Source organism: Vibrio sp. 378, assembly GCF_033339435.1.
Map to the genome: position 1 here is coordinate 356,379 of NZ_JAWOUO010000006.1, position 18,742 is coordinate 375,120.

Here is an 18,742-nt window from a genome sequence, read left to right on the forward strand (position 1 = left end):
GAGCCAAGTGGCTCCTTTTTTGTTGTTTGCTTATTAGTGAAATCATTTAACCCGAGATTGGTTGTTCTAGATTTCGGGTGCCTACATTCAGGTTTGTCGTATGTTTAAGCGTTTTTTTCTGGCGTTAGCTTTTCTCGTAATGGCGGTATTGGTTGGCTTCCAGGTTATTTTCACCGTACCAGATCAGCCGCAAATTATTACTCAAACAGGTACCGAGCTGACAAAAGATATTAGGTGCATCGAATTTAGCGATTCAAAAGCTCTCGATCATGACGGCAAAATCAATGTGCTTGTCTGGAATATCTACAAACAGAACCGGGCTAACTGGCAACGTGCACTCGATGAGTTTTCTGCTGATAAGCAGTTACTGTTATTGCAAGAAGCCAGCATGACACCATCATTTAAACAGTGGTTGGTGGATGGTCGCTGGGTTAGTAATCAAGTGAGTGCTTTTAAGGCGCTGGGTAGCGGTGCCGGTGTAATTAGTATTGCTCAAGGGCAACCAGAAAAAGCCTGCGCTTACACCTCTAAAGAGCCGTGGCTTCGCTTACCTAAGTCTGCATTATATAGCCAGTATCACTTGAGTAATGGCGAGAAACTCGCAGTGGTGAATGTACATGCGATTAACTTCACCGTAGGTACAAAAGAGTATGTATCGCAGTTAACGGCGCTTGAAATGCTTTTAAAGCATCATGTGGGGCCAATTCTATTTGCTGGAGACTTCAATAGCTGGAGTGAATCTCGCGTTAATGCGATGAGGCAGGCCTTAAAGGCTGCGGACTTACAAGAGGTGACGTTCTTGCCGGATCATCGAGTCCAATTTATAACAGGGTTACCACTGGACCATGTGTTTTACCGAGGTCTGACGCTTAAGTACGCAAAAGCGCCGCAGAGCGACGCTTCCGATCATAACCCATTGTTATTGTCATTTACGTTAAATGACTAGCTTAGGTTACCACAATATAAAGTGCCCAAATAACGTAGAAGAATACCCATGGCAGGCTTGCAATCACCAAAGCTTGGCCACGTTCAAACTCCGTCCACGTCAGTACAACGCCGTAGCCGAGCACAATGTACCAAGGCAGAAGCAAAGGTAACGAGCTAGCGAAATGAGACCATTCGTTAGTAAGAGGCAGCTTTAATAGACCATTGAGGCTATTTAAATCGGCAGCGTAAGTCATTACCTGACCATGTTTGAGTAGCAAGCTCGCGTAGCTTGCTACATCGCCCAATACTGCTGGGAATAAGATAGCACACGATGCGGCAAACCATTTCCAGTAACCGTATTGTTGTTTGCTTGCCTTTGTTGCAAGAAAGAACCAAAGCGCGAGCAATAGTAAGGTGGCAAAGCGGTTGAATACATCATTGATGATCGCGCTTGCCATTAGCGTGTTTGGTTCTAATAGCTCAATCTGCTTCGGGTCGATTTGCTGAAATTGCGCAGAAAGTTGGTCACTGAGCCACGTGAAATCGACATTCGAAAAGTAAGCACCCCAGAATAAAAACGGACTAAGCATCAGGAAGATGAACGGTTGCCATCCCCATCCACCGCGTTGATAAAGCGCAAGAAAACAAGATGTTGGAGAACGAAAAATGTCCAACAGCATCACAAGTGGATTGCTTGATGGGTTCATACACTTACCTTCGTTACGTCAACGTACAACTTAAGCTTTTGACCTGGTTGTAAGTATTTTTTCTTGTGTAGCGAGTTCCATTTCACGATGTCGTTCGTTTTTACTTTGAACTTGCTTGCAATGCCGCTAATGGTGTCGCCAGAGCGAACGTTGTAGAAAACGGTACGGATCACAGAACCTTTGTCTGAGTCCTTCCAAATCACTAGCTTTTGACCTACACGCAATGGATCTTTAGGGCCCATACCATTCCATTTAGCTAACGATTTGTACGACACTTTATTGTTACGTGCGATTGACCACAAACTTTCTCCAGACTGAACGACATGGGTGAGCTTGAGTTGACCACGAGCACGAGATTGAGTCTTGTTTAATCGGTTTTGGGCCGTTAATGCATATTTTGCATCGTCTTTTGTTGATGTCGGAATCAATAGGTATTGACCAATACGAATGTTGTTGTTCGATAGGCCGTTGGCACGTCGAATGACTTTCGCGGTTGTGCCGTATTTATTAGCTAGCACGCTTAAAGAGTCACCAGATTTCACCTTGTAGCGAGCGACCTTCATCCCTTTACCGCGATTTTTCTCCACCTTGGTGAGAAAAGTCTCTTTTTTCTCTACGGGAATCAAAAGTTGGTGCGGCCCCTCAGGTGCTGTCGACCACTGGTTGTATGCAGGGTTGTAACTCTGCAACTCTTTTACGCTAATGCCGGCATAATCTGCGGCAATAGCCAGATCTAACTGCTCTTCTGGATCAACAAGCGTTAGAACAGGCTTGTTTGGAATTGCAGGAATATTAAGTCCGTACTTGTCTTGGTTTGCGATAACGTCAGCCAAGGCCAATAGCTTAGGAACGTAACTACTGGTCTCTTTTGGTAAGTCTAATGAGAAGAAATCGATAGGTTTACCGAGCTTTTTATTCTTACGAATTGCGCTAGAAACACGGCCACCACCGCTGTTATAAGCGGCGATTGCATGTTCCCAGTTACCATCAAAACGCTCGTTTAGTTGTACTAGGTAGTCCAGCGCTGCATCCGTTGCTGCTGCCACATCTCTGCGACCGTCATACCAGTAGTTTTGCTCTAATCCCATCATTTTTCCGGTGCCTGGGACAAATTGCCACAACCCAGCCGCGCTACCATGTGAGTAGGCAAAGGCATCGAATGAACTTTCCACTACAGGAAGTAAAGCAAGCTCCATTGGGAGTCCGCGCTCTTCGATACGTTTTGTGATCATGTATAGAAAAGGGGTAGCACGCTTAGATACCGTGTAAAGGTGATTTGGGTGCTTTAAATACCACGTACGGTAGTAGTCCACTTTCTTGTGGTTTGGGATATCCATGTCCAGCTGCATGGCGATACGTTGCCACACATCTTCTTGTTCTTGGGGGGAGAGAACTTTAGGCGCGTCGTTAGCGGATTTTTTTGCTAGTGACGATTTATTGCCCGGTTGAGCTTTTACTGCATTTTGCTTTGCAGTCTGCTCAGATTTATTGGTTTCTGGTGTAGAAGACGTTGAATCTGACTGAGTCAATTGACAGCCAGATAATAACAACGCCAACGCCCAAGTATACTTCAAACGCATGGATTCAGCCTATTTAGGGCCTGTTTATCTTCACCTGCCTGTCGCGCAACGTAATGTGCGTGGCAGTCGCAAGATAATAGACATCTTTTAAACACTAACTAATTTATAGAGGCAAAGAGCTTCTAATTATGCAATGGGGAGAAATTCAAATAGATTTATATCAACCCCAAACGTAAGAGAAGCGCCAGTGGCGCTTCTCGAAAAATCAGTCCCTGATAATACTGGGGTCTTGCAAACTTACAAGCAGAAAATGGTTAAAATTCGTTCTTCCACTCGCGTAAAGCAGTAAAAACCGAGCATGGATCGCTATTTTTAATGCGACTAGCAACAGATTGAACCACGTCAGGGTTCGAGGTTCGCAAGAACGGATTAATCCACTTTTCTTTGCGTATTGTTGTTGGAAGTGTCGGAATGTTGAGTGCTCGCAGTCGGTTTACATCGTCGCGATATTGGCGAAGTTGCTCATTGTCAGGTTCAACCGCTAGAGCAAACGCCACGTTACTCGCGGTGTATTCATGCGCGCAGAAGACTTGAGTTTCTTCTGGTAGAGACGTTAGTTTGCTCAGTGATTCAAACATTTGCTCAGGCGTACCTTCAAAAACACGACCGCAGCCAGCAGAAAAGAGCACATCACCGCAAAACAGTTTTCCGTCCCCAACGTAACCGATATGGCCCAAAGTATGACCGGGTAACCCAAGTACTAAGAAAATCTCACCAAACAACTCTAGCTTGTCGCCTTCTTCCATTGGTGTCGTTAGGGTTGGAATTGGTTCTGATTTTGGGCCCACAACGGCGACGTTAGGAAATGCACGCACTAAGTCTGGAACGCCACCAATGTGATCGTTGTGGTGGTGCGTAATTAAAATCGCTTCTAAAGTTAATTCGTTAGCCTGCAGAAATTCTAATACTGGCTTCGCATCGCCCGGATCAACGACTGCGCAGCGCTTATCGCTATTTTGTATCAGCCAGATGTAATTATCATTAAATGCGGGTATGCTTTTGATCTCTAACACGATTCGTTCTCCGTCACCCATTTTAGTCAGGTGGTTAATGAAACCAGCACTCAGCAACAAAACTATACCACACCCGTCGACTTGGTCAGCAATGAACAACGGTCCGTGGGTGCTTGAGTCAATCCAGACCCGACTTGATGAATGGTGCCCGAAACTCTTCGGCTACCATATGCTCAAACTGGGCGGGTTGAGCTGTGAGCTAACCAGCTGTAATTGTAACATTCAACACCAAGTCAACGTAGATATCCAGAACCCGTTGCATAATGTGATTGCGGATGGTTACGAATTACCCTTTTTGGAAAAAAGCTTTGATGTTGTGATACTCGCTCATCAGCTCGACTATGCAAGCGATCCACACCGTTTGTTGCGTGAAGTCGATAGAGTGATGATGGATGATGGCTATGTAATTATTACTGGATTCAACCCATTAAGCTTGACTGGATTAGCGAGTTTGCTTCCATGGCGTAAACATAATTTGCCTTGGAGTGGACGAATGTTTACGTCGAACCGCATCAAAGATTGGTTAGGGTTACTTAATTATCAAGTGATTCATTGTGATCGTTATGCGCTGTTTCCGATGAAACGTTACCGTACGATGTGGACATGGTTGGAAAATAGTCTTGGTGATTGGGCATCACCCGCTGGGAGTTTGTATTACATAGTCGCGCGGAAACGGACATACCCTCTCAAGCCTATCAAACCGCATTGGCGCTTGAAGAAAAAGCTCACACCACTTGGGGTGATGAATCGAGAGGGTAACACTATGAGGAAAGAATCTCGCTAAGAGGGTTGGTAACCTGTATCTTCCTCAGTTGGGTTTTCTGCAGCAGTCCGGGCTAGCTCATCACACATTTCGTTCTCACGATGGCCCGCGTGGCCTTTTACCCAATGCCATTCAACTTGATGGCGTGCGGTTTCTTTGTCTAGAGCTTGCCATAAATCGGCATTCTTCACGGGTTTTTTATCCGCTGTTTTCCAACCACGCTTCTTCCAGTTATGGATCCACTGAGTAATACCTTGGCGCACATATTGGCTGTCAGTCGTTAAAGTGACTTTACAAGGTTGTTTTAACGTCTGTAGCGCGACGACAGCCGCCAACATTTCCATGCGGTTGTTGGTAGTTAACGTATAGCCTTTGGAAAGTGTCTTTTCTACGTCTTTGTAACGCAATACTATGCCGTAACCACCTGGTCCTGGGTTACCTAAACAAGAACCGTCAGTGAAAATCTCAACGTGTTTGGTCATATTTTTTGGTACTATTAGCCGAAACATTTAATAAAGCATAGTCTGACATACATAACCTTATGAATACCAGCAGCAATTCTGAATATAACCGCATTGTCGTTCTCGATACCGAAACCACAGGTATGAACCGCGAGGGTGGTCCTCACTACATGGGACACCGCATTATTGAAATCGGTGCCGTGGAGATCATCAACCGTAAGCTGACTGGTCGTCACTTCCACGTTTATTTAAAACCCGATCGTGAAATCCAACCAGAAGCGGTGGAAGTTCACGGTATTACGGATGAATTCTTGGTTGATAAACCGGAATACGCGAGCGTGCACCAAGAGTTTCTTGAGTTTATTAAAGGCGCAGAACTTGTTGCCCACAACGCGCCCTTCGATACCGGCTTTATGGATTACGAGTTTGGCATGCTCGATCCTAACATCGGCAAAACGGACGACTACTGCAAGGTGACCGATACCCTTGCTATGGCGAAGAAAATCTTCCCTGGTAAGCGAAACAACCTTGATATCTTATGTGAACGTTACGGTATTGATAACTCGCACCGTACACTCCACGGAGCTTTGCTCGATGCGGAGATTCTAGCCGACGTTTACCTCTTTATGACGGGTGGTCAAACGAGTCTAGAATTTAACGCGAATAAACAAGAGGGTGGGGTAGAAACCATTCGTCGTATTGAAGGAAGAAAAGCGCTAAAGGTTTTGCGCGCAAGTGCCGATGAACTAGAAGCTCACCAAAAAAGATTAGAGTTGGTGAACGACTGTATTTGGCATCAATAGGAGAAGCTATGTTGAGGGCTTTGTTGGTCGCGTTTTTAGCGATATGGAGTAGTCTCTCGAGTGCTGCGAGTGAATCTACAATGTCTTTGTTAGACAATCGCTTTCGAGTTGATCCAACCATCGAGCAGATCACGTTTTTGGTTTATCGTGAGCAAAGTTCTCAGCCAGTTGTTTTAGTCCGTCCTGACGGTAAAAAATACTATGCTTGGGGCTCTTACGACAATGTACGTTGGTATCAAGAAGCCTCACTCGATATTATTTCCGTTGATAACCCGATGCCAGGTCCATGGCAGGCTGTGGGGAAAGTTACGCCTAAAAATAACATCCGCTTAATTTCTCACCTAAAGCTCAGTACGGATCTGTTCCCAAACCGATTATATAATGGGGAAGCGCTTAAGTTTACAGCTCGTCTGACCTCCGACGGCAAACCTCTTGTATTGCGCGACTTCCTTGATCGCGTGAATCTGCGCGTGACATTTACCAAGTTTGTCGAAAATGAAGATGAGCTGATCAAAGAAGCTCGTCCAGTGCCGATGGTTGTGGGTGAGTTTTCTGATGACGGCCGCGGCTTGGATGAAAAAGCAGGGGATGGTGTGTTTACGGTTCAGCTCCCAATAGACGTTGAGCCTGGTAAGTACCGCGCGCGCATCACGTCTGGCAATGGCGTATTCTTACGAGCGCAAGAACAAGTCATCTTGGTTTATCCGAACCCAATCTCTCGTACTTTTATTCAGGCTCGTAATTCCGATAAGCCACACCAATTAGTGGTGAGTGGCGAGCAAGGTATGATTGCACCAGGCTCTATAGCAGTCACAGTGAAAAAGGACGCACCCGATGGTTTCATTAGTTACAGTCAAGGACAGGTCTCTAAAGATGGAATGAGAGTTACGTTGAACCTCAATAACGATGCTGAGCTTGGTAAGTACGCATGGCGCGGCGAGATCTTTGCCACTGATTTTGCAACTCAGCGCTCGTTGGTGTTTCCTATCCCAGAGCAAACCTTCAGTGTTGTTGATGAAGTTGATCTAGAAGCTGCTCGAATTGCAAAAGAAGCTGAATTAGCCGAACAGCGCCGTATTGAAATGGAAAAGCAAATTATCGCTGAGCGAGAGGCTGAGCGTAAGCGCAGCATGATTATTATCGCGGTGGGTAATTTGATAATGCTGCTGATTGTGATCATTGCATGGATAGTCTGGCGCAAAATTAAAGCGAAGCGCGATGCCATGCCAGAGATGCAATTAGAAGTACCAAAGAAATAGTAGTAACACATAAAGCGAGAAACGGAGCCAATCGGCTCCGTTTTTTCAGTTTAAGTTTGAGACAGAGTTTGATGCTTCTCATGGTCATTAATCATTTTATTTTAAAGTAACACCATGATTTAACGTTGATTAATCATAATAAAGCTCGCATGATACTCTTTACGTTTCGACTTGATTTTAGTGCGTATCGACGGAGTGAGTTATGACAATTGGAGAGTTAGGACTAGAACATTTACCACGACAAAAGGCCTTGGTTGAGTCAGCTTATGATGCCTTTTGTTCTGAAAAAGACGTTGTTGCCGCGGTATTGCTTGGCTCCTTGTCATCAGGACAAGGTGACCGTATTTCGGACGCTGATGTTGTTGTATTTACTCAAAACAACTTCCATAAAGCCTCAGAGCCTTGCTTTACCCAGTTTGAAGCTAATAAAGATATTTTTTATCGCCTTGAGGGAGAGCACAACGAAAATGCGTGTTTCAAAAAATACATTTTTAATGACCTAACCAGTGCAGAGATTCATTGTTTAGATCTCTGTGAGCCCTTCAAACTTTCTAAGCCATTTAAGACTTTATTTGATAAAGCTGATGTGATTGGGGGCATGGTTACTGATGAACCTGCGCCAAAGCATGAAGATTTCCCAGTTTATACCAGTGGTGATCAAGGCCTGATCTGGGAACTCTTTGATTGTATTAAGTGGTTGAGCAGAGATAACCATGAGCTTGCTAAGTCCTATTTGAAAAAACTCTCTGAGAAACTCTAATTTGAGAGTCATCTCCGTTCCTCCCACTGAAGTTAGCTAGGCGGTTAGGTTATGAAATACAAAAAGCGTCAGAAGTATAAATACACTCTCCATTCTGAAGAAAAGATTGAGACTCAAATTTCAGTGAGTAACGCGTATGACAGCCCTTTTCTTAGTTTGTCCAAACAAGGCGTGTTAACGATTAAAAAGGGCTATGCATGGGATGGAGCGAGTGGGCCAGCGTTAGACACAAAAAACATTATGAAAGCTTCTTTAGTGCATGATGCTCTTTACCAACTCATGAGGGAAGAGGTGTTGCCACAAAGTGCTCGAAAGCATGCGGATACGTTGTTGAGAGAAACATGTTTAGAAAAAGGAATGTCTAGCTTCAGAGCAACTTATATCTATTATGGCGTCAGAGTTGTCGGTGGCTTCTTTTCTAGACCTGATACTTTGTGTGCTTAATGGGAACATCTTTCCAACGTTTAACTGTTTATTTATACAGTTTAGTTATGTAAGCTCCAAGGTGATACAAAGGAGTAGTACATAATGACAATAAGATATGAAGAGCATGTGCCAAGCCCGAAAGAATACTATGATATGCGTGTCAAAGCCGGGCTATCACCCAAATCGTTGAAAGCTGCTGAAATTGGTCTACCCAATTCGTTATATGGCGTATCTGTTCGGGATGAAGGAAAGCTCATTGCAATGGGTCGGGTTGTTGGTGACGGGGCGTGTAACTTCGAAATTGTCGACGTTGCCGTTGATTCTGATTATCAAGGCAACGGTTTAGGTAGAAAAGTCATGGAATACATCGACGGTTATCTTTCATCTGTTGCACTTGAAGGCTCTTACGTTTCTATGATTGCTGATGAACCGGTCTTTTACGAAAAGCTTGGTTATAGGCTGGTGGCTCCTAAAAGCCAAGGGATGACAAAAAAGTTTAAGCCAAAGGCGTAACACGTATTCAGCTGTGAAGATAAGCACTAGAAAACAGGAGTTTAATTTCCTGTTTTCTATATTAAATTTGTATTTAAGCCACTTCTGGAATTGGTTTGGGTGGCTGCTCTAAATCAGGCTCTTTTTGAACAGTAGGAATTTGTCCCTCACCCACAGCACTGATGTAACAGCCACTAAGTTTAATGGCAAGGTACATATCAGCTCGCAGTAAGATGCCTCCTTCACTGGTGCTGATACCAGTAAGCTCACACCATTGACGAAGACGTCGTTTCCTTCCTGCGAGGATTAAGCGTACACCTCTCTTTTTCAAAGTATTGTGAATATCTGCCAGTGTTGCCATCACACTGAGATCCAAGTGAGTAAAGCTCGATACGGCGTCGATGACAACGCAACTTGCGTCTTTGTGATGCTCTGCCTGCTCTAACACTCTACGTTTAAAGTAAGGAGCATTGAAGTAAGTTAGCGGTGAGTTAAAGCGGTAAATCACCATTCCAGGAATAGGCGAAGCTTTTCCTGAGTCGTCGATGGTCCGAATGGTACCTTTTTCATCCAAGCCAAGTAGCTGATCACTCGGTCGCATGACAATCCGTAAAAATTGAAACAGCCCTAGCAATACCGCCAAAGTGATCCCCGGTATTACACCCACGATCAACACAGAAATAAAAGTAATGATGGCCAGATAAAATGCATCTTTGTCACGAGATTTTAATTTCCAAATTGCTTTAAGATCGAGCAGCGATAGGGACGCAATGATCAATACAACACCAAGTGAAGCGATAGGGATGAACTGCAAAGGCTCGTAAATAAATACCGCAATAATGGCAATGGTGATTGCGGCGACAATCGAAACTAATTGAGATTTACCGCCATTTGCATCATTGACGGCTGTGCGTGAGTCAGCGCCGCTTATCGCGAAACCTTGCGAAAACGCTGAGGCAATGTTGGCAAAACCCAACGCCTGAAACTCTTTATTAGCATCAATATCATAACCGTTTTTAGCAGCGAAACTGCGGGCAGTGAGCATCATGCTAACAAAACTGACAATCGCAAGGTTGAGAGCCGGGACCACTAGTTCACGAACTTCACCTAGCTCAAACTCCGGTGTTTGAAACTGAGGGAAGCCACCTTGAGTGAGTCCGACAACCGATACGCCCATCTCTTGTAAATGGAAAAACCAAACTGACGCAGTAGTTACGAGGATCGCCAGCATGGCAGCAGGCCAAGTTGGTCGGTAGCGTTTGGTGAGCAAATAAACGACAACTGTCACGATACTCAGAGTTACAGTAGGCCAATGAAGATCGGTTAATCGTTGTGGAGCTTCCCATAAACGTTCCAGTAAATAACGTTGCTCGTATTTCAAACCGACTACTTTCGCAAACTGACCAACGATAATTGTGAGAGCAACACCGTTGAGTAGACCCAAAAGAATCGGACGAGAAAGGAAATCTGCAAACACTCCTAGCTTGAAACGACTTGCCAGTACACACCAAATTCCCGTCATCGCTGTCATGGTCATAACCAACTGCCAATGTTTTGTGGGGTCACCTGCGGCAAGTGGTGTCACAACAGCAGCAATCACTGCACAGGTTGCTGCATCGGGTCCGACAATGAGTTGTCGAGATGTGCCCATCATGGCGTAAACCAACATTGGCAGTACACACGAATACAGACCGACAATTGCGGATACACCAGTTAACTGTGCATAAGCTATGGCAACTGGCAGTGCAACCGCGACAACAGAAAAGGCGGCTCTGAAGTCGTTAACAAACCATTCTTTTTGATAATGCTTAAGCTGAACAAGCCCTGGGAACCACTGTGCGAGTAATATTTTAGCCAACGGATTTACCATATATGTGAGTGAGTTACTTAAAGTATACACCGCTTAGTTGGAACGTCTGTGAGTTAGTTATCACTGGAAATCGGGGGAAAGATTGGAGTGCGTGGCTTTTATTGCGATTGCGCAGGGGCTTCGTGGTGTGAGGTGTTATGAACGCTATTCTGGAAGCAATAAAAAACGGGAGCTGATACTCCCGTTTGTGGTCTCAGATTCTAGAGTTATGCGACGCTATCCATCTGAGGGTATAGCGGCTTTGCGGCAAGCAGTTCCGGCTCAAAATCGTCAACGTTGATTGTATCTAGACGATGCTGTTCCGCTTCTCTGAGTAGATCGGCTTCTTCTTGCGTGATAAAGCCTTGCTCTAGCCCTTCCTGAGCAATCATATCCAAACGTAAGAATGGGCGACGCTTACCTTGCGCTTTACATACTTTGTCAAACACAGGCTCAGCTTGAAGAATGACTGATAGTGCAAGCTCAATCTTACCTGCTGCGTTGTGCTCGGTTGGTTCAAGGTATTGACCGCGACCAATGCGTGAGCGCGTTGCACTTGGTGTTTGTAGAATGCGCGCCACTTTACTGTCTAGTTTATCGCTTGGTGCTTTGCGTACGCGACCAAATGGCATGATTAATACGCGTAGCGCACGGCCAATTACTTTGTTCGGGAAGTTTGCTAAGAATTCATCTACTGCCACTTCCGCTTGTTTCAAACTGTCTTGTAGACCCCAGTGTACTAATGGTAAATCTTCGACTGGACGGCCATCTTGCTCAAAACGTTTCAACGTCGCAGAGCTCAAATATAGCTGGCTTAGAATGTCACCAAGACGTGCTGATAGACGCTCTTTACGCTTCAAAGAGCCACCTAGCACTGCCATTGAGATATCCGATAGCAGAGCAAGGTTTGCACTGTAACGGTTCAATTGTTGGTAGTAACGCTTGGTTGCATCTTTGGTTGGTGATGAAGAGCCCAGACCGTCGCTCAAACCAAACCAGATACTGCGCACTAGGTTACTCATTGTAAAGCTCACGTGACCAGCAAGCGCTTTATCAAATTTCTCGACAGCATTACTTGCTTCAGAATACGCCGCGTTCATTTCTTCAAGAACGTACGGATGGCAACGGATTGCGCCTTGGCCAAAGATGATCATTGAGCGTGTTAGAATGTTAGCACCCTCAACCGTTACTGCGATTGGCGCACCTTGGTAACCACGAGCTAGGAAGTTAGAAGGTCCCATACAGATACCTTTACCGCCTACGATGTCCATTGCATCGATGATGCTTTGCTGGCCGCGGTGCGTACAGTGATACTTCACGATAGCTGAGATTACTGAAGGCTTTTCACCTAAGTCGATACCCGCAACGGTTAAGTTGCTTGCTGCATCCATCACGTAAGCATTACCACCCAAGCGTGCTAATGGTTCTTCAACCCCTTCCATATGGCCGATAGGCTGTTTGAACTGACGACGAATACGTGAGTAAGCACCTGTTGCCATTGCTGCAGTTTTGATGCCACCTGTTGAGTTTGAAGGTAGCGTGATACCACGTCCAACCGACAGACACTCAACCAGCATACGCCAACCTTGGCCCGCCATTTTTTCGCCACCGATAATGAAATCGATAGGAACAAAGATGTCTTTACCGCGCGTTGGACCATTTTGGAATGGCACATTGAGTGGGAAGTGTCGGTTACCAATCTCAACACCTTTGACATCAGTTGGGATAAGCGCACAAGTGATGCCAAGATCTTCTTTGTCACCAAGTAAACCTTCAGGGTCGCGAAGTTTAAATGCTAAGCCTAGTACCGTTGCGACTGGCGCTAGGGTGATGTAGCGCTTGTTCCAAGTCAGGCGCATACCCAGTACTTCTTTTCCTTCCCATTCGCCTTTACAGACCACACCGTAATCTGGAATAGATCCAGCGTCAGAACCCGCTTCTGGACTTGTTAGGGCGAAACAAGGGATTTCCTTACCTTCAGCTAGGCGCGGTAAGTAATGATTTTTCTGATCTTCAGTACCGTAGTGTTGCAGTAGTTCACCAGGACCCAAAGAGTTAGGAACACCAACGGTAGACGATAGAACGCCAGAAACACCCGTTAGTTTTTGTAGTACTAGTGATTGCGCGTATGCTGAGAACTCAAGACCACCGTACTTTTTCTTAATGATCATGGCGAAGAACTTATGATCTTTCAGGTATTGCCAAACTTCTGGCGGTAAGTCCGCGAGTTCATGGGTCACTTGGAAATCACTCACCATGGCGCACACTTCATTCACAGGGCCGTCTAAAAAGGCTTGTTCTTCCGCACTTAACTTAGGTGCTTGAATCGCGTGCAGCTTTTGCCACTCTGGTTTGCCTTTAAACAGTTCGGCTTCCCACCAGACGGTACCTGCGTCTAACGCTTCTTTTTCGGTTTGAGACATAGCTGGCAGCACTTTCTTGAAAAGCACTAACGCTTTGCGGCTAATTAAAGACTGACGTACGCCAGGAACCGCTAGCACAGCTGCGGCGAGAACGTAAATCGCCCAACCAATAACGCCGACAGTACCAGCTACTGTAAGAGCCAGCATGGCTGCGGTGAGTAAGCTAATAGATTTCACGAGAGACATGCGGTGGTAGAGCGTAATGCCTAGCACGATCGCCATCGTGATGATTGAGAGCAAGATGTCCATATGTATTTTCCTTTTCAGACTTTATAAGTTTTGTACGTCTGCATGTTAGGTAAGAGGTCTAACCAGTTGGTTTAAGTGTAATCAAAATATTAAGGAAATGTAAAACATAAGATTGGATAAAAAGTGATCTAAGTAGAGTTAAAATTCTAAAGTTGAGATTTGAGTGATGGTTTCATGAGCAAGTTGACAAGTTTATTACCATCACTAATCTAAATCTGTTGGTTCACTATCGACACTAATTCTCGTTTGTGGGTAAACTCAGAGTAATCAAACCCGAGTTCAGGTTTATGAAATGTCCGATACCAAATTGGTATCAGAACAATTTGCTCAGTGAGCCTAGAGCTGACTGAAGCCGAAATAATAAAGAGAACGTCTTATGTACCATGATCTGATTAGAAGTGAATTAAACGAAGCTGCTGAAGTGCTCAACAAATTTTTAAGCGATGACCATAACATTGCGCAAATCGAAGCAGCGGCGAAAATGATTGCTGACTCATTCAAACAAGATGGTAAAGTATTGTCGTGTGGTAACGGTGGTTCTCACTGTGATTCAATGCACTTTGCCGAAGAGCTAACAGGCCGTTACCGAGAAAATCGTCCTGGCTATGCTGGTATTGCTATTTCAGATCCAAGCCACCTTTCTTGTGTGAGTAATGACTTTGGTTATGACTTCGTGTTTTCACGCTATGTAGAAGCGGTTGGTCGAAAAGGTGACGTACTGTTTGGTCTGTCGACGTCAGGTAACTCAGGTAACATCCTGAAAGCGATTGAAGCAGCACAAGCGAAAGGCATGAAGACGATTGCGCTAACAGGTAAAGATGGCGGCAAAATGGCAGGCCTTGCAGATATTGAAATCCGCGTGCCACACTTTGGTTATGCAGACCGCATTCAGGAAATTCATATTAAGATTATTCATATCATCATTCAGTTGATCGAAAAAGAGATGGAATAATCGTTTACGGCCACCGTTTCGAGCTGTGTTGTTAGGGAGTTTTTTAAACCATGTGTGAATTGCTCGGTATGAGCGCTAATGTTCCAACGGATATTTGTTTCAGTTTTACTGGGCTCATGCAGCGTGGAGGTCGAACCGGCCCACACCGTGACGGATGGGGGATCACCTTCTACGAAGGGAAGGGCTTTCGAACCTTCAAAGATCCCAAGCCAAGTTGTGAGTCTAAAATAGCAGAGTTGGTACAAAATTATCCCATCAAAAGTCGTGCGGTCGTTAGTCATATCCGACAGGCGAATCGTGGTGGTGTTAATTTAGAAAATACTCATCCCTTTACACGTGAGCTGTGGGGTAGGTATTGGACGTTTGCGCATAACGGTCAGCTCTCTGGTTATCAAGACTTACATACAGGTCGACATCGACCTGTCGGTGAAACAGATAGTGAACTGGCATTTTGCTGGTTGTTGAAGCAAATGGAAGATCGATATCCTGAGCCGCCAAAGGATATGGAGTCGGTATTCTTATATGTTGCTAAATGTTGTGATGAGCTAAGAGAGAAGGGTGTATTTAACATGCTTCTGAGTGATGGTGAGTATGTAATGACGTATTGCACCAATCATTTGTATTGGATCACAAGACGCGCACCGTTTGGAAAAGCTGCTTTGCTTGATGAAGATGTGGAAATTAACTTCCAAGAAGAAACCACGCCACATGACATCGTTTCTGTGATCGCAACTCAACCTTTGACGGGCAACGAAGCTTGGCAGCGTATGAAACCTGGCGAATACGGCTTGTTTCACCTAGGTGAACTAGTCAAAAATAATGCCTCTGAACTGGTAAATGTGCCGTTTGCGGCGGCTAAGCCGGGCAATCAAGCGCCAACCGAACCGTTAGAGTGATGGTCTCTTACTCTGAATATAAAAATAAAGCTCGCTTAATCGCGAGCTTTATTTTTATGCGTTTTAAACCGAGGGCGGATACGGATGAGCATTCTTACTTTCTAGAGTGCTGGTAGTAGAGTCCTAGTCTCGCTAAGGCTTGCTGTAAAGACGTAACTGATAGAAATTTCTCATAAAACACCTCGTCAGTCTGAACGGTGAAGAACGAACCAGATTCAGAATCTACTTTCCGAGTGTTATGTTACTCAAGTGGTTATGGGATTTTTTAGAATGTTGGGTTTTAGGTTTCTAGTCTCACCATGGTTTTCTTGAATCAAGTTTATAAGTATTAAAACAACCAAGAGCAGCCCTCAGGCTGCTCTTTTGTGCTTGGAGTTTATTATTCAGGGCTACTCATCTGAGGCGTACCCATGTACGCCAAGCTCTGCGCCATCTAAATAGGCTTTACCATCCTTCATGATCAACCGCTCGTCTACCAGCCACTTAGCCACCATAGGGTAGATTCGGTGCTCCTGCGCCTGAACACGTGCCGCAAGTACACTAGCATCATCGTCTTCGAACACAGGAACTTTTGCTTGCAGTATGACAGGGCCACCATCAAGCTCTTCCGTTACAAAGTGCACACTCGTACCATGTTCTTTATCGCCAGCATCAATTGCTCTCTGGTGTGTGTGTAGCCCAGGATATTTTGGTAGAAGAGAAGGGTGGATATTGATCATCTTACCCATGTAATGAGAAACAAATGCGCTGCTCAGAATGCGCATGTAACCAGCAAGAATAATCACGTCTGGTTGGTATTCATCTATTTGACTCATTAGCTCTGCATCAAAGCTTTCACGCGAGCTGAATGCTTTAGGGTCGACAAAGTGACCGTCCACATCAAACTTTTTTGCACGTTCTAAACCAAAAGCATCTGCTTTGTTAGAGAACACGGCTGCCACTCGTGCGTTTGGCATGCTGTCTTCGCAAGCTTCCAAGATAGCTTGCAGGTTACTTCCGTTACCCGAGATGAGGACCACAATGTTTTTTAGGGTATGGTTTTTCATGATGTCGAGAGCGCCTTGGTATTGTAGGTTGGAGTTATGTAGCTTCTAAACTACCTACTAATAGAATGGTTTTTAGTGTTCTAGATAGCAAAATGAGGACCTAGTCATCTAGTGTCCTCATTCTTCTTATCTTTTGAGCTCGATTTGCAAATTATTGGATTTCAACTTGCTCTTCGTTCGCGTCTGCTTGTGCGATTTGACCAATCACCCACGCGTTTTCGCCTTCTTCTTTAAGAAGAGCAACTGCTGCATCTGCCTGGTCTTTCGGTAGTGCGACGATTAGACCTACACCACAGTTGAATGTGCGGTACATTTCGTGTGTGTCGACGTTGCCTTTCTCTTGTAGCCACTTGAAGATAACTGGCCATTCCCAACTGTTACCATCGATAACTGCTTTCGTGCCTTCAGGCAGTACGCGTGGGATGTTTTCCCAGAAACCACCACCAGTGATATGAGAAATCGCATGGATGTCGTGTTTCTCAATCATCTTAAGTGCTGACTTGATGTAAATTTTTGTTGGTTCTAGTAGGTGCTCACCAATAGTGCGGCCTGCTAGCTCTTCGCTCTTATCTGCACCAGATACTTCTAGGATCTTACGGATAAGGGAGTAACCGTTTGAGTGTGGGCCGCTTGAGCCAACAGCGATAAGTGCATCACCAGCAGCGACTTTCGTGCCGTCAATCACGTCTTCTTTTTCTACTACGCCAACACAGAAACCAGCTACGTCGTAGTCTTCGCCTTCATACATGCCCGGCATCTCCGCAGTTTCGCCACCAATTAGGGCACAACCTGCTTGAACACACCCTTCTGCGATACCTGAAACAACATCCGCTGCGGTATCAACGTCTAGTTTGCCTGTTGCATAGTAATCTAGGAAAAACAGTGGCTCTGCCCCTTGCACGATAAGATCATTTACACACATTGCCACTAGGTCGATGCCGATCGTGTCGTGCTTATTCATATCCAGTGCTAGGCGAAGTTTGGTGCCAACGCCATCAGTACCAGAAACCAGTACAGGTTGTTTGTATTTAGTTGGCAATTCGCATAGCGCGCCAAAACCACCGATACCACCCATAACTTCAGGGCGACGAGTACGTTTTACCGCACCCTTAATACGATCCACAAGCGCGTTGCCTGCATCAATATCTACACCAGCGTCTTTATAGCTAAGAGAAGAGTTGTTACCACTCACAGGGAAGTCCTCGGTATTAAGTTGGATATGAAAACGGCGCTATTCTAACAGTGCTTAAACATAGATAGCAAACGTTTGCGTCTGTTTTTTTCTTTAGTGATTTATCCTGATATCCCTGTGAAAATCATGTATAATCTGAAGGTTTGTTTAAATATTGCCAACTATAGCCGGAGATGGACATGAAAGTTGTTGAAGTAAAGCACCCTCTAGTAAAACATAAAATTGGTCTAATGAGAGAAGGTGACATCAGCACAAAACGTTTTCGTGAGTTAGCGACTGAGGTCGGTAGCCTACTTACTTACGAAGCAACGTCAGACTTTGAAACAGAAAAAGTGACCATTGATGGTTGGAACGGTCCGGTAGAAGTAGACCAGATTAAAGGTAAAAAAGTAACCGTAGTGCCAATCCTACGTGCAGGTCTAGGCATGATGGATGGAGTTCTTGAGCACATGCCAAGCGCACGTATCAGTGTTGTGGGTATTTACCGTGATGAAGAAACGCTTGAGCCAGTTCCTTACTTCAACAAGCTTGCTTCAAACATCGAGGAGCGTATTGCGCTTGTTGTTGACCCAATGCTTGCAACAGGTGGTTCTATGATTGCTACGATCGATCTCCTAAAAGAGAAAGGTTGTAACCAAATCAAAGTGCTGGTACTTGTTGCTGCACCAGAAGGTATTGAAGCGCTAGAAAAAGCACACCCAGATGTTGAGCTATACACTGCGGCAATCGATGAGAAGCTTAATGACAAAGGCTACATCGTTCCGGGTCTAGGCGATGCAGGTGATAAGATCTTCGGTACTAAGTAATTCTTTGATGTATTACTATGACTGAACAGAAAAAGGCTTGGTGAAAACCAAGCCTTTTTTGTTTTTCAGCCCTAAACCACCTACTTCAGTAGGTGGTTATCATCCGTTTCGGCTTTGCCTGTAAAACTACTCATGCTA

The 18,742-nt window shown here is 45.0% G+C and carries 18 protein-coding genes; 10 read left to right on the plus strand and 8 right to left on the minus strand.

The features are described 5' to 3' along the window. Positions 1-100: 100 nt before the first annotated feature. Positions 101-946 (plus strand): endonuclease/exonuclease/phosphatase family protein, encoded by an 846-nt coding sequence (locus tag R7Q48_RS14020; RefSeq protein WP_256903038.1) that lies wholly within the window; start codon positions 101-103, stop codon positions 944-946. A 1-nt stretch (position 947) separates the two neighbouring features. Here R7Q48_RS14020 and R7Q48_RS14025 read toward each other — a convergent pair whose 3' ends face one another. The 3 genes from R7Q48_RS14025 to gloB all read right to left on the minus strand — a co-directional run bounded on the left by R7Q48_RS14025 (position 948) and on the right by gloB (position 4,227). Then, on the minus strand, positions 948-1,634 hold the full coding sequence (locus R7Q48_RS14025; RefSeq protein WP_054576284.1) for a YIP1 family protein: 687 nt from the start codon (positions 1,632-1,634) through the stop codon (positions 948-950). Further along, on the minus strand, positions 1,631-3,214 hold the full coding sequence (locus R7Q48_RS14030) for a LysM peptidoglycan-binding domain-containing protein (protein WP_213874843.1): 1,584 nt from the start codon (positions 3,212-3,214) through the stop codon (positions 1,631-1,633). Before R7Q48_RS14030 ends, R7Q48_RS14025 begins: the two co-directional genes overlap by 4 nt. A 254-nt stretch (positions 3,215-3,468) precedes the next feature. Next, complete coding sequence (gene gloB / locus R7Q48_RS14035; protein WP_213960699.1) at positions 3,469-4,227, minus strand: hydroxyacylglutathione hydrolase; 759 nt, start codon at positions 4,225-4,227, stop codon at positions 3,469-3,471. Between the two features lie 37 nt (positions 4,228-4,264). On the opposite strand from gloB, the gene R7Q48_RS14040 reads away from it, so the two are divergent. Further along, the gene (locus R7Q48_RS14040) at positions 4,265-5,011 is read left to right on the plus strand and encodes a class I SAM-dependent methyltransferase (RefSeq protein ID WP_017636046.1); all 747 of its coding nucleotides are present in this window, start codon (positions 4,265-4,267) and stop codon (positions 5,009-5,011) included. On the opposite strand, the gene rnhA is transcribed toward R7Q48_RS14040, so the two are convergent. Next, a complete protein-coding gene (gene rnhA / locus R7Q48_RS14045; RefSeq protein ID WP_005380384.1) occupies positions 5,008-5,472 on the minus strand; it encodes a ribonuclease HI in 465 nt (154 codons plus the stop codon). The genes R7Q48_RS14040 and rnhA overlap by 4 nt on opposite strands. Positions 5,473-5,531: 59 nt before the next feature. On the opposite strand from rnhA, the gene dnaQ reads away from it, so the two are divergent. The 5 genes from dnaQ to R7Q48_RS14070 all read left to right on the plus strand — a co-directional run bounded on the left by dnaQ (position 5,532) and on the right by R7Q48_RS14070 (position 9,212). Continuing rightward, positions 5,532-6,254 (plus strand): DNA polymerase III subunit epsilon, encoded by a 723-nt coding sequence (gene dnaQ / locus R7Q48_RS14050; RefSeq protein ID WP_005380385.1) that lies wholly within the window; start codon positions 5,532-5,534, stop codon positions 6,252-6,254. A gap of 8 nt (positions 6,255-6,262) precedes the next feature. After that, complete coding sequence (locus R7Q48_RS14055) at positions 6,263-7,513, plus strand: TIGR03503 family protein (protein WP_031779044.1); 1,251 nt, start codon at positions 6,263-6,265, stop codon at positions 7,511-7,513. 202 nt (positions 7,514-7,715) lie between these two features. Further along, positions 7,716-8,273 carry a nucleotidyltransferase domain-containing protein gene (locus tag R7Q48_RS14060; protein ID WP_053304069.1) on the plus strand — a complete coding sequence of 186 codons (558 nt, stop codon included), beginning with the start codon at positions 7,716-7,718 and terminating at the stop codon, positions 8,271-8,273. Positions 8,274-8,324: 51 nt separating this feature from the next. Continuing rightward, complete coding sequence (locus R7Q48_RS14065; protein ID WP_033905503.1) at positions 8,325-8,717, plus strand: DUF1353 domain-containing protein; 393 nt, start codon at positions 8,325-8,327, stop codon at positions 8,715-8,717. A gap of 84 nt (positions 8,718-8,801) precedes the next feature. Further along, the gene (locus R7Q48_RS14070; RefSeq protein ID WP_033905502.1) at positions 8,802-9,212 is read left to right on the plus strand and encodes a GNAT family N-acetyltransferase; all 411 of its coding nucleotides are present in this window, start codon (positions 8,802-8,804) and stop codon (positions 9,210-9,212) included. A gap of 73 nt (positions 9,213-9,285) precedes the next feature. On the opposite strand, the gene R7Q48_RS14075 is transcribed toward R7Q48_RS14070, so the two are convergent. After that, the gene (locus tag R7Q48_RS14075; RefSeq protein WP_005380390.1) at positions 9,286-11,061 is read right to left on the minus strand and encodes a SulP family inorganic anion transporter; all 1,776 of its coding nucleotides are present in this window, start codon (positions 11,059-11,061) and stop codon (positions 9,286-9,288) included. A 206-nt stretch (positions 11,062-11,267) separates the two neighbouring features. Beyond that, the gene (gene fadE, locus R7Q48_RS14080; RefSeq protein ID WP_005385392.1) at positions 11,268-13,712 is read right to left on the minus strand and encodes an acyl-CoA dehydrogenase FadE; all 2,445 of its coding nucleotides are present in this window, start codon (positions 13,710-13,712) and stop codon (positions 11,268-11,270) included. A 376-nt stretch (positions 13,713-14,088) separates the two neighbouring features. Between fadE and lpcA the strand changes: the two genes are divergently transcribed. Together lpcA and R7Q48_RS14090 are read left to right on the plus strand one after the other, a co-directional pair. Continuing rightward, positions 14,089-14,664, plus strand: a complete 576-nt coding sequence (gene lpcA, locus R7Q48_RS14085; RefSeq protein ID WP_005380392.1) for a D-sedoheptulose 7-phosphate isomerase — start codon at positions 14,089-14,091, stop codon at positions 14,662-14,664. 50 nt (positions 14,665-14,714) lie between these two features. Next, positions 14,715-15,560, plus strand: coding sequence for a class II glutamine amidotransferase (locus R7Q48_RS14090; protein ID WP_005380394.1), 846 nt, complete (start codon positions 14,715-14,717; stop codon positions 15,558-15,560). Positions 15,561-15,949: 389 nt separating this feature from the next. On the opposite strand, the gene purN is transcribed toward R7Q48_RS14090, so the two are convergent. Further along, positions 15,950-16,606: a phosphoribosylglycinamide formyltransferase gene (gene purN, locus R7Q48_RS14095; RefSeq protein WP_005394347.1), complete on the minus strand. Its 657-nt coding sequence runs from the start codon at positions 16,604-16,606 to the stop codon at positions 15,950-15,952. Between the two features lie 151 nt (positions 16,607-16,757). Continuing rightward, positions 16,758-17,798: a phosphoribosylformylglycinamidine cyclo-ligase gene (gene purM, locus R7Q48_RS14100; RefSeq protein ID WP_005389861.1), complete on the minus strand. Its 1,041-nt coding sequence runs from the start codon at positions 17,796-17,798 to the stop codon at positions 16,758-16,760. A 179-nt stretch (positions 17,799-17,977) separates the two neighbouring features. Between purM and upp the strand changes: the two genes are divergently transcribed. Then, positions 17,978-18,604 (plus strand): uracil phosphoribosyltransferase, encoded by a 627-nt coding sequence (upp, locus tag R7Q48_RS14105; RefSeq protein WP_005380401.1) that lies wholly within the window; start codon positions 17,978-17,980, stop codon positions 18,602-18,604. Positions 18,605-18,742 lie beyond the last annotated feature (138 nt).